At 28.5% G+C, this 11,724-nt stretch carries 10 protein-coding genes and 1 pseudogene; 8 read left to right on the plus strand and 3 right to left on the minus strand.

The window, feature by feature from the left end; all coding sequences use genetic code 11:
• Window positions 1–138 precede the first annotated feature (138 nt).
• The 6 genes from IO99_RS07345 (at window position 139) to IO99_RS07370 (ending at window position 7,232) form a co-directional block, all read left to right on the plus strand.
• Window positions 139–3,033 (plus strand): EAL domain-containing protein, encoded by a 2,895-nt coding sequence (locus IO99_RS07345; protein ID WP_084178114.1) that lies wholly within the window; start codon window positions 139–141, stop codon window positions 3,031–3,033.
• A 299-nt stretch (window positions 3,034–3,332) separates the two neighbouring features.
• Window positions 3,333–3,971, plus strand: coding sequence for a hypothetical protein (locus IO99_RS07350; protein WP_035131904.1), 639 nt, complete (start codon window positions 3,333–3,335; stop codon window positions 3,969–3,971).
• An 11-nt stretch (window positions 3,972–3,982) separates the two neighbouring features.
• The gene (locus IO99_RS07355) at window positions 3,983–4,531 is read left to right on the plus strand and encodes a hemerythrin domain-containing protein (RefSeq protein ID WP_035131908.1); all 549 of its coding nucleotides are present in this window, start codon (window positions 3,983–3,985) and stop codon (window positions 4,529–4,531) included.
• Window positions 4,532–4,739: 208 nt separating this feature from the next.
• A complete protein-coding gene (gene hcp / locus IO99_RS07360; RefSeq protein ID WP_035131909.1) occupies window positions 4,740–6,443 on the plus strand; it encodes a hydroxylamine reductase in 1,704 nt (567 codons plus the stop codon).
• Window positions 6,444–6,639: 196 nt separating this feature from the next.
• Window positions 6,640–6,819 (plus strand): DUF1858 domain-containing protein, encoded by a 180-nt coding sequence (locus tag IO99_RS07365; RefSeq protein ID WP_035131910.1) that lies wholly within the window; start codon window positions 6,640–6,642, stop codon window positions 6,817–6,819.
• Between the two features lie 95 nt (window positions 6,820–6,914).
• Complete coding sequence (locus tag IO99_RS07370) at window positions 6,915–7,232, plus strand: cupin domain-containing protein (protein ID WP_051823985.1); 318 nt, start codon at window positions 6,915–6,917, stop codon at window positions 7,230–7,232.
• Between the two features lie 136 nt (window positions 7,233–7,368).
• Here IO99_RS07370 and IO99_RS07375 read toward each other — a convergent pair whose 3' ends face one another.
• The gene (locus IO99_RS07375) at window positions 7,369–8,523 is read right to left on the minus strand and encodes a sulfite exporter TauE/SafE family protein (RefSeq protein ID WP_084178115.1); all 1,155 of its coding nucleotides are present in this window, start codon (window positions 8,521–8,523) and stop codon (window positions 7,369–7,371) included.
• A gap of 84 nt (window positions 8,524–8,607) precedes the next feature.
• Window positions 8,608–8,715: pseudogene (locus IO99_RS19830) on the minus strand (cation transporter); the annotation flags it as partial.
• A 239-nt stretch (window positions 8,716–8,954) separates the two neighbouring features.
• On the opposite strand from IO99_RS19830, the gene IO99_RS07380 reads away from it, so the two are divergent.
• The gene (locus tag IO99_RS07380) at window positions 8,955–9,641 is read left to right on the plus strand and encodes a response regulator (protein WP_035131911.1); all 687 of its coding nucleotides are present in this window, start codon (window positions 8,955–8,957) and stop codon (window positions 9,639–9,641) included.
• A gap of 4 nt (window positions 9,642–9,645) precedes the next feature.
• Window positions 9,646–11,025: a sensor histidine kinase gene (locus tag IO99_RS07385; RefSeq protein ID WP_035131917.1), complete on the plus strand. Its 1,380-nt coding sequence runs from the start codon at window positions 9,646–9,648 to the stop codon at window positions 11,023–11,025.
• 83 nt (window positions 11,026–11,108) lie between these two features.
• Here the strand turns inward: IO99_RS07385 and IO99_RS07390 are convergent, their stop codons facing one another.
• Entirely contained in the window at window positions 11,109–11,642 is a 534-nt protein-coding gene (locus IO99_RS07390; protein WP_035131925.1) for a DUF6512 family protein, read from the minus strand.
• Between the last annotated feature and the right edge of the window lie 82 nt (window positions 11,643–11,724).

Consider the following 11,724-nt stretch of genomic DNA (forward strand, 5'->3'; position numbering starts at 1 on the left):
ACCTGTTTTTTATAGGAGAAAGTGAAATAAAATTTTTATTTCATCATTATAATAAATGTTGCTTTAAGATATAATTTTAAAGTACGATAATTATAGTGGTATGTAAATATATTATTATTTGCAATAGGAAAAGAGGATATGATGAGAAAATTTAAATTACTATGCTTAACACTAATATTTTTGATAAGTACAAATATAGCTATGACGATGATAGCGTTTTCAGATACCGAGAGCAAGATAATTAAAGTGGGTTATTATGATTATCCTTCTTTCATTGAAAAAGATAAAGATGGACTTTTTTCAGGGTATGGAGTAGAGTATCTCGAGGAAATATCAAAATATACTAATTGGAATTATGAATATGTATATGATACATGGCCAGAACTATTAGACAAGCTATCTAAAGGAGAGATAGATTTGTTATGTGGGGCTCAGTACACCGAGGATAGAAGCAAGATATATGACTATGTAGAATATTCAAATGGAATAGAACTTACAACTATGTATGTTTCAAGTAAAAATGACAGTGTATTTTATGAAGATTTTGAAGCATTCAATGGCTTGAAAATAGGGTTTTTAAAGGAAAGTTTTCAAAATACAGTCTTTGAAGGTTATGCAAAACAAAATAATTTCTCTTATGAAAAAGTATATTATGATTTTGAAGAAGAAATGATAGCGGATATGGAATCTGGTAATGTGGATGCTATAGTTTTAGGAAGCATTTCAAATCAGAATAGTGGTAGATTAGTTGCCAAATGCGATATTCACCCTTTTTATTATATAACACAAAAGGGTAATAATGATATCACCAATGAACTTAATGAAGCATTAAGAAAGATAAAATTAGATGATTTAAATTTTGATATGAAATTACGAGAAAAATATTATGGTAATAGCATTTTAAATCAACAACCGTTACTTACTCCAAGAGAGGTTGACTTTATAAAAAGAAAGCCTGTGTTAAAAGTGGCTTATAAAGATTATTTAAGTCCTATAGAATATAGGAGTAGTAAGGGTGACTTCTCTGGAATAGTAAGAGATATGTTAGAAGAAATCTCTAGAAAAATAGGTATAGAATTTGAATATGTGCAGGTAAAAAATACGGAAGAAGCTATAAAGTTAATGGCAAATGGAAAAGTAGATTTAATAGCTAGTGAATCTAGTATTGAAAAAAATACACATTCTAGAGACATTATATTAACTAACCCGTATATATCCTTACCTTTAGTCATAGTTGGAAAAGGAGAAGAATATATAAAAACAGAGAATGTGGATATATCTATACCTAATGATATGAAAATCAACAAAGAAGCTTTTGAAAATAAATTTGGACAATACAACATTGAGTATTACAATGATTATATTAGTTGTATTAATGCAGTTAAATCGGGAAAAGTAGATATAACAGTATTAGACAGCTACACAGCTAATATTGCTATTAGCAGTATAAAAGATAATAATTTAAAATCAATGAATATTGGGAATTTAAGTTATAATATATCAATTGGAGTAAATCCTAATATAGATTCATTAGTAATACCTATACTTAATAAGGCTATTAATGTTATAGATGAAAAAACTAGAGTAGATATTATTATGAAAAATGTAGTACAAGAATCTATTCCAATAAATTTAAAGGTAGTACTAGTTAAATATAGATTAGAAATTATTATTTTTATATCTTTATTAGTAATAATATCTCTTTTGATATTTTTTTATGTAAAACAACGAAGAACAAAGTATTATGAAAAAATGGCATTTACAGATCCACTTACAGGTCTATGGAATGCTAATAAGTTTAAAGTTAGAGCTAAAAAGATACTTGAGACTAATAAAGGAAAATCCTATGCTCTTATATACAGTGACATAGATAAATTTAAGTTTATAAATGATAATTTAGGATATGAAGAAGGAGATAAAATTATTTGTGCAATATCCAATAAATTATACAACTCAATGGGGGAAAATGAAATTTTTGCAAGGGTATCTGCAGATAATTTTTTAATACTTGTAGAATACACAAATAAAAAAGAATTAATTGATAGGTTAACAAAATTTGAAAATATTTTTAGACAATTAGAAAAGGTTTTTGCAAAAAATTATAGGTTAATAGTTGTAAGTGGAATCTATATATTTAATTCTAATGGTATAGAGGTTGAAGATATTATCAATAAAGCTAATATAGCACGTAAATCAGTTAAGGGTTCTCATACAAATAAAATTGCCTTTTATGATAAATGTTTTGAAAATAAAATTATTGAGGAATTAGAAATAGAAAATAAAATGTATAAGGCTCTTATAAATAGAGAATATAAGGTTTATTATCAACCTAAATATGACTTAAATACAGAGAAAATTGTAGGTGCTGAGGCCTTAGTTAGGTGGCAGGATCCTGAGAAAGGGTTAATTCCTCCAGTGAAATTTATACCTTTGTTTGAGAAAAATGGGTTTATAGTAAATTTAGATATGTATGTTTATAAAAGTGTATTGCAGTGTTTAAGAGAAAGATTAGATAATGGAGAAAGTGTAGTTCCAATATCATTGAATGTTTCTAGATTTCATGTTAATAATCCCAATATAGTCAAGGATATTAATGAGTTAGTTAAAAGCTATAACATAGATCCTAAATTGGTAGAGTTTGAATTAACGGAAAGTGCTTTTATGAAAAATGCTGATAGGCTTATAGAAAAAATGATAGGGTTAAAAAAGGTAGGATTTAAAATCTCTGTTGATGATTTTGGATCTGGATTCTCATCATTAAATCTTTTAAAAGAGTTTCCAGCTAATACCTTAAAGATAGATAAAGCATTTTTAGATGAAACAACTAATTCACAGAGGAGTAAAGATATTGTTAAAAGTATAGTTGATATGGCGAAAAATATTAATATGGAAGTAATTTGTGAAGGGGTAGAAACGCGAGAACAGGCTGATTTCTTAAAAGAGATAGGATGTGAAATGGCCCAAGGATATTTATTTGCAAAACCTATGCCTAGGGAAGAATTTGAAGAACTATTAAATGTAAATTATATATAGGATAAATATATAAATTATAAGCTGATATATCATAAAGAGTTTTGATATATTGGCTTTTAATTTATTTTGGTAACCAATGTTACCGAATTTATAAAGATATTAATATAAACTCATAGATGTAGAGATTAATAAAATATAATCTGCTTATAAAGGTTAATATAAATTAAGCAGGTTAAAATATATTTAACTAAAGGATTATGATTTACAAACATATTGAAATTATGGCTATAAAGTAATTTCAATATAGAAGATAAACATGATTTGGGTTTTAAAATTATTTAAATGTAGGAGGAGAAAATATGAGTTTATATCTTGGAAAAGTACATTATTGGTTATTTAACAAAATATTATGGTTTGAAGGATTAGAGGAAGAAATAATTAATCTAGCTAAGGAAGAGGGACTAGATGTATCTTCATTAGCTAAGGAGATTAATGAAAATCATGGAGAAAAACTGCCAAATCTTCCTTTAGAAGATATGATAGATACAAGTAACATCCATGGGTGGCTACAAGGGAAAATACATTCAGCAGAGGGAAGGATGGCAGCTTGGACAACTAAATTACTAAATAGTAATGAAAAAGTTAAGGCTAAATTAGAAAATATTTATATTCATCAAGGAATGAAAGCAGCTAAGGAAGTTAAAGAAAAATTAGATCCAGCAAGTAATGCTATGGATATATATGATAGAATAAATGACTATATATTAGATGGAATGCCATGTGATAGAGTGAATGAGGTTCTAGCGTCTACGGAAGATATGGTACAGTGGAGTAGAAGAATTTGTGTTCATAAGGACATATGGAGTAGAGAATCTGGAGATGTTTCTTATTTCTATAGTTTAAGAGGACTATGGATTAAGGCCTTTGTTAATGAAGTTAATGGTAACTATGAATACGAGGAATTAGGAGATGGAACTCAAATCATTAAAAGAAAGTAGGAGGAGAAAAGATGAATGCTATAGATTTAATGATGGAAGAGCATAAGTATATTAAACGTATGCTTACTGTAGTTAGAAAAGCTACTTACAAATCTCTAGAAGAAAAGAATGTAAACTATGAAGATTTCTATAAGATGATAGATTTCATTAGAAATTATGCAGATGCACATCACCATAAAAAAGAAGAAGTAATTCTTTTTAATAAGATGGTGGAGGAGCTTGGACTTATTGCAGAGAAGACTGTGAAATATGGCATGCTTGTAGAACATGATTTAGGAAGACTTTATATTACAGGACTAAGTGAAGCACTTGAAAATTTAAAATCAGGTAATAAAGAAGCTATATTAGATGTTATTGCTAATGCCATTTCTTATACTCATCTTTTAGAAAGGCATATAGACAAAGAAGATAATGTAATATATAAATTTGCTACTAGAGAATTAAAGCAAGAAATCATTGATAAGGTAAATGCAGAGTGTGTTGAATTTGAAGATGCAAATACTGAGGTTATGAAAAAATATACTTCAATATTAGAGGAGTTAGAGAAAAAATATCTTTAATAATCGGAATTATGAACTTTAAGTACATGAGAGTTTGTGCTTAAAGTTCATTTTATTTATTTTTATTGATATCTAAATTTTATTTGCATATTAAAATACATATTCTTTTGAATTTTGGTAACGAATGTTACCGAATATTGTTTTGTACTTTAGTATACTTTAACTTGTGAAAAGCAATAATAACAATTTAATAGGAGATGAGAAATTTATGTCAATGTTTTGTTATCAATGTCAAGAGACAGCAGGATGTAAAGGCTGTACTATAAAAGGTGTTTGTGGTAAAGATGAGCAAGTTGCAAAGGCTCAAGATTTATTAGTATATGTAACTAAAGGATTAGCTATCGTAAGTAATGAAGGAAGAAAAGTAAATGTTATTGATAGTGTAGTAGATAAATATATTACAGAAAATTTATTTATTACTATTACTAATGCTAACTTCCATAGAGATGCTATTTTAAATAGAGTAAAAGAAACTTTAAAATTAAGAGAAACTTTAAAAAGAAAAGTTGTTAGTGCTGGTGGACAAGTTGGAGAAGTAAAAATAACTGGAGGTTTCTTTAAAAAGATATTTGGTCTACAAAAGAAAGAAATAGTAATGGCAGATGCAGTAGCTTGGACAGCAGATAATACTATAGAATTTGATGCTAAAGCTGAAAAAGTTGGAGTGCTTGCTACTGAAAATGAAGATATTAGAAGTCTAAGAGAACTTATAACTTATGGATTAAAAGGATTATCAGCATATATGAAGCATGCTATGAACCTAAAATATAATGAGAGAGAAATTCATGGATTTATGGCTAAGGCATTAGCTGCAACTTTAGATGATAGTTTAACTGTTGATGATTTAGTAGCACTTGCATTAGAAGCAGGAAAATATGGAGTAGATGGTATGGCATTATTAGATAAAGCCAATACTGAAACCTATGGACATCCAGAAATAACAACTGTAGATATTGGAGTAAGAAAAAATCCAGGAATATTAATTTCAGGACATGACTTAAAGGATCTAGAGATGTTGTTAGAGCAGACAGAAGGAACCGGGGTAGATGTTTATACTCATGGTGAAATGCTTGCTGGACAATACTATCCTAAATTTAAAAAATACAAACATTTTGCAGGAAACTATGGAAATGCATGGTGGAAGCAAAAGGAAGAGTTTGAAAAGTTCAATGGTCCAATTCTTATGACTACAAACTGTATAGTAATTCCAGATAAGTCTTATAAGAATAGATTATTTACAACTGGTGCAACTGGAATGCCAGGATGTGCACATATAGAAGCTAATAGAGATGGTATAAAAGATTTTTCTAAGATTATAGAAATGGCTAAAAAGTGTAAAGCACCTACAGAGATAGAAAAGGGACAAATAGTTGGAGGATTTGCTCACAATCAAGTATTAGCTTTGGCTGATAAGGTTGTGGAGGCTGTTAAAACTGGAGCTATAAAAAGATTCTTTGTTATGGCTGGTTGTGATGGAAGAGCGAAATCAAGAAACTACTATACTGAGTTTGCTGAAAAACTACCAAAGGATACAGTTATCTTAACAGCAGGTTGCGCAAAGTATAAGTATAATAAATTAAACCTAGGAGATATTGGAGGAATTCCAAGGGTTCTAGATGCAGGACAATGTAATGATTCCTATTCATTAGTTGTTATAGCTCTAAAACTTAAAGAAGTATTTGGGCTTGATGATGTAAACGCCCTACCAATATCATATAATATTGCATGGTATGAGCAAAAAGCAGTAATAGTATTATTATCACTATTATACTTAGGAGTTAAAAATATTCATCTAGGACCAACATTACCAGCATTCTTATCACCAAATGTTGCTAAAGTTCTTGTAGATAACTTTGGTATTGGTGGAATAACTAATGTAGAAGATGATATGAAAATGTTCATGGAAAGCTAGAATTAGAAGTAATGAAGTATTCAAAGGTAAATGGAGTTTACCTTTGAATACTTTTTTTTTTATAAAATTTTTATATTCTGTAACCTATGTTACCGAATATAGTAGAGTGTTTTAGTATACTTTAACTTGTAAGAGATACTAATAATTTTAAATTATTAGTTATAAATAAAAATTCAAATTATAGGAGGAAAAGAATATGATAAATAAAGATATGACAATAGGTGAAGTTATAAGAATGAAAGAAGGAGCTCCTGAAATTTTAATGAGTTTTGGTATGGGTTGCGTAGGTTGCCCATCAGCTCAAGCAGAAACTCTTGCAGAAGCTGCTATAGTTCATGGATTAGACATAGAAAAATTATTAGCTGCATTAAATTAATATCTTTCATATAGATTTTACTTATGTATATATAATAGAACGTTAATATACAAGTATTATAAGAAGCAAAATAAGTTTGAAAAGAGGAAATAAAAATGAGTTTAGATAAAAATATATTAGTACCTATAAGTATGAATGATATAGATATTAGGACTAAAGTTATAGCATCAAATGAAAAGTTTAAGACTATATTCTTCAACTTTGTAGCAGGGAGTGGTAAGCCTTATCATACTCATAATGGTTATGCATCAATTCAAATATATGAAGGTGATATAACTATGGAATTTAAAACAGGAGAAAAGTTTAGATTAAAAAAAGGTGATTTCCTTCCTTTCGATGCAAGAATAGACCATAGTATAATTGCTGAAGTAGATAGTAAGGTACTAGTAACTATTTCTGAAGTTCTAGATTAAAAAATAAAAGTATAATATTAATAGATGAATTTAGTAAGTGAATTAATATTAAAGAGTTATTTAAAAGTAGATATTATATAAAATGCATATAAAAAAGAAGTATTAAAGGGAAATTTCCTTAATACTTCTTTTTTTATTAATGGCAAGAAAAACCACCATTAAAAAATTGGTTATTAGAATCATTAGAAGGATAATAAAATTCACTATCTATATCATTTTGTATAGTAGAATCATTTATAGAATTTAAATCATCTACTACCTTTATTGTTCCTCTAAGCATGCCCATCCAACAGCTATAGTTTATGTCTCCAGCGTCTGGAGTAAATTCTATTACATTTTCTCCAGAGGATAGATTCTTTTCAATATTCATAGATGGAATAACAATTTTATTATTACAGAAGTTAATACTTTCACCATCAATTATAAACTCTGTAGGAATTCCCTTTTGAATATAAACTACATTTGGAGTATATCCTTGATTATTAGCTGCAATCCTTATAACTTGCTTTCCGTTAGAAATTGTTGCTTTACTAGCTGAAGATTTATCGGATATAGTTGTATTATTATTTCCACCTAAAGATAAGGAATTAGGCATTAAATTAACTCCTATTAAAGACAAGCCACGATTAGCCATAATAATACCTAAAATTATGATAATACCACCACTGTATTTAATTAATCTTTTGGAATTTTTTTGACTAAGTACATTAGCAATAGCTCCAAAGCCTAGCATTAAAGGAATTGTACCTAGGGCAAAGAAAAACATTGAAGTTGCACCAGCTATGACACTTCCAGAAGCTAGAGCATAAAGCTGCATTGTTTGTAGGGGACCACAAGGCATAAACCCATTTAGAAATCCTACTATAAGAGGGTTTCTAAATTTTTTCTGGGAGTTACAGTTACTCCAAGGAAGCTTTATAGAAAATTTTCTAAGGGCTTTAAAACCATATAAGTTTAAACCCATAATTACCATAAATACACCTGCAATTATCGCTATGAAGCCTTGAACTCCAAAGGAAAGAGAAAAAGCTTTACCAATACCACCTACGATACCACCTAAAACCGTATAAGAAATTAAACGGCCTAAATTATACATAAGTCCAGGTTTAAATTTGTTTTTTTCAGGTACAATAGTAGATGTAATACTTTGGGACATCATTATTCCACCACACATACCCACGCAGTGTAGAGATGTGAAAACGCCAATGGTAAATAGAGCAATGTAACTAACTTTACTACTTAAAGCAGAAGACATATCAAATACGCCAGTACCTTTGCCAAGGCGTATCATAAGTAAAGCTATAAGGACTATTCCTATAATGGGTAAAAGTTCTGAGCGACTATTTTTTTTATCACTAGTAACCTTGTATCCGGATTTTTCAATAGTAGAAACTATGGTAGAATAGGATACTTTCTCAGCATCATATTCTACATAGACGGTTCCTTTAGTATAGTTTGCTTTTACAATTGTAACTCCTGAAATTTTTTTTTAAATGTCTTATTATAGTATTCTCGCAAGACTTACATACCATATTATCAATATTTAGAGTTATAGATTTATTAGACAAAATTATCACCTCATACATAATTTTAAGATAGTAGCTAAAGTATATATTTAAGTTGTGTAGATTTTATGGAGGAATTCTACATAGAATCTTCATAATGATTTATTATAATTAAGAAGTATATTATAATAAGTTTTATATTAATGGAGGAGTATGGATGCAAGTGGATATACTTATTGTAGAAGATGAAGTTAAAATTTTAGAAGTTTTGGAAGCATATCTAAAGAAAGCTGGATATGGTGTTATAACAGCAATTAATGGAAGTGAAGCTATATATAAATATAAACAATACAATCCTAGATTAATAATACTAGATCTAATGTTACCAGATATATCAGGAGAAAAAATTTGTGAAATCATAAGAAAGGAATCAGAGGTTCCTATAATAATGTTAACAGCCAAGGTAGAGGAAGAAAGTATCTTGAAGTGTTTTTCTCTAGGGACTGATGATTATATAACAAAACCATTTAGCCCTAAGCAGGTAGTGGCTAGAGTAAATGCAGTGTTAAAAAGAGCATTGAATTATAAACAGGATAATGTTTTATCATTTAATAAGGGAGACCTAGTTATAAATTTAGATACTTATGAGGTAAGACAAGGTAATAATTTAGTAGAATTAACTCCTTCGGAGTTCAAGATACTTTTAGCTTTATGTGAAAGTCCAAAGAAAGTATTCTCTAGAGGAGAACTTCTTGATCGAGCTCTAGGGGATGATAGTGATGTTTATGATAGAATAATAGATTCTCATATTAAGAATTTAAGAAGTAAGATAGAGGAAAATAGTAAAAATCCTAAATATATATTAACAGTTCACGGCATTGGATATAAGTTTGGTGGTGAATAATTCGATGAAATTGAAACATAGGCTTACTTTGATTTTTTTATTATTTTCTATGACAATTATTCTTTTAATTAGTTTTTCATCTCATATATTTATGAAGAAAAACTTTAATAGATATCTAGAGGATATTATAGAAGGAAGAAAAAAATCACTGATTAAAGATATAAGTAATACTTATAAAAATGAACAATGGGATAATAAAAATATAGAAGACATAGGGATTGAAGCTATAAATAATGGATTTATTATAAGCATAAAAGATATTTCAGATAATGTAATATGGAGTGCCAAAACTCATAATAGTAGTATGTGTGAGGCAATGATGAGTAGGATGGGTTACAATATGAGCATTGTAAATCCAGGATATAAAGGTGATTATACTGAGGAAGTATATAATTTGAAAATAGATGAAAAATATGCGGGGATTCTTGAAATAGGCTATTATGGTCCCCTTTATTATAATGATTCTGATGTGATTTTTTTTAAAACCTTAGATAATATATTAATTTTTGTGGGGATTTTTTCTTTAGGTATCTCCATATTTATAGGAATTTTAATTTCTACTTCAATAAGTAAACCTATAGGAAGCGTAGTTAAAGCCACAAATTCCATAGCTACAGGCAAATATAAAAATAAAATAAAAGAGGAAAGCAATATAAAAGAAATTAATGAAATGATTAGTTCGGTAAATACTTTGGCTTTTAGTTTAGATGAAGAAGAAAAGATAAGAAAAATCATGACTAAGGATATCTCTCATGAACTTAGGACTCCGTTAACTACCATGCAAGGACAACTGGAGGCATTAATAGATGGAATTTGGGAGCCTACAGAAGAAAGGCTGCAAAGTATTCATGAGGAAGTACGGAGATTAAGTAGGTTAGTTGGTTCCTTAGAGCATCTTTCTAGATATGAAAGTGAAGATTTGATTTTAAATAAAAATGAAGTTGATATAAAGGAATTAGTAGAAATGATTCTAATTAATTTTGAAAAGGAACTTCATGATAAAGATATCAGTGTGAACAATAAATTAGAAACTTTTATTATAAATGTAGATAGAGATAAAATTACTCAAGGGTTAATAAACATCATTTCAAATGGAATAAAATATACTGAGCAAGGGGGAATAATTGAAATTACCTGTGATGAAGGAAAAAATATAGCAATAATACACATAAGGGATAGTGGCATAGGAATTTCTAAAGAGCACTTACCTTATATTTTTCAGCGATTTTACAGGGCTGATGAATCAAGAACTAGAGCTACAGGAGGAGCTGGTATAGGTCTTACCATATCAAAGGCAATAATAGAAGCTCATGGAGGAAATATAAAAGTTAAAAGTGAAGTTAATGAAGGAACGGAATTTATAATAGAAATACCTAAGGTATAATAAATTTTAAAAATGACTATATTAAATATTAACATTTAGTTAATTTTGATACAGTCATTTTTAAAAATATTTTTTGTGAGAATTTAATTCTTGATACCATAGGAATTGGATACGGGACAATAAAATATAGGTAACTTCGGTGGACAATAAGTAAATAGGTAAAATATGAATGTAGCTCCAACTAACATAATAATGGCTACCTTATTCATTATTGGTGGAAATTCAGGTAGTAACATTAAGTTATAACTTACTAATAGTCCTATTAGAATACTAACTTCAAAGATAATTAAATCTTTAAGCAGTGAGTGATGGCCATTCTTTTTAAGCATTTCATAATAAAGAAGTAACATTGAAATTGTTGTAATATAAGCGCTTAGAGTCTTTGCAAAGAGAAAATTATTTACATATTTACCCACGAAAAAATATTCTATAATAGCAAAGATTAGAGGAGACCAAAAGGTAAGCTTACAGTGTTCCCATATGCTTTCATTAACGGCAAAGATACCAGAAGTAAAAGATAATTTGTTTGTTGCTTCATAGCCAAAATGTATTAATGCACCTATTAGGAAAATCATGATTGCACCAATGCATTCCCACATTAATAGTGTGGATTTCATAAAATATCGCTCCTTAATTATTGATTTTCAAAAAAAAATTTGAACATATTAATGTATATGAAATATTAATGAATAATATATT

It is taken from the genome of Clostridium sulfidigenes (genome assembly GCF_000732635.1).
GTDB classification, from domain to species: Bacteria; Bacillota; Clostridia; order Clostridiales; family Clostridiaceae; genus Clostridium_J; species Clostridium_J sulfidigenes.

Bases quoted from the DNA above. Each gene is read 5' to 3' on its own strand.
- IO99_RS07345 (WP_084178114.1), top strand. From the start codon at position 139: ATGATGAGAAAATTTAAATTACTATGCTTAACACTAATATTTTTGATA.
- IO99_RS07350 (WP_035131904.1), top strand. From the start codon at position 3,333: ATGAGTTTATATCTTGGAAAAGTACATTATTGGTTATTTAACAAAATA.
- IO99_RS07355 (WP_035131908.1), top strand. From the start codon at position 3,983: ATGAATGCTATAGATTTAATGATGGAAGAGCATAAGTATATTAAACGT.
- hcp (WP_035131909.1), top strand. From the start codon at position 4,740: ATGTCAATGTTTTGTTATCAATGTCAAGAGACAGCAGGATGTAAAGGC.
- IO99_RS07365 (WP_035131910.1), top strand. From the start codon at position 6,640: ATGATAAATAAAGATATGACAATAGGTGAAGTTATAAGAATGAAAGAA.
- IO99_RS07370 (WP_051823985.1), top strand. From the start codon at position 6,915: ATGAGTTTAGATAAAAATATATTAGTACCTATAAGTATGAATGATATA.
- IO99_RS07375 (WP_084178115.1), bottom strand. From the start codon at position 8,523: ATGATACGCCTTGGCAAAGGTACTGGCGTATTTGATATGTCTTCTGCT.
- IO99_RS07380 (WP_035131911.1), top strand. From the start codon at position 8,955: ATGCAAGTGGATATACTTATTGTAGAAGATGAAGTTAAAATTTTAGAA.
- IO99_RS07385 (WP_035131917.1), top strand. From the start codon at position 9,646: ATGAAATTGAAACATAGGCTTACTTTGATTTTTTTATTATTTTCTATG.
- IO99_RS07390 (WP_035131925.1), bottom strand. From the start codon at position 11,642: ATGAAATCCACACTATTAATGTGGGAATGCATTGGTGCAATCATGATT.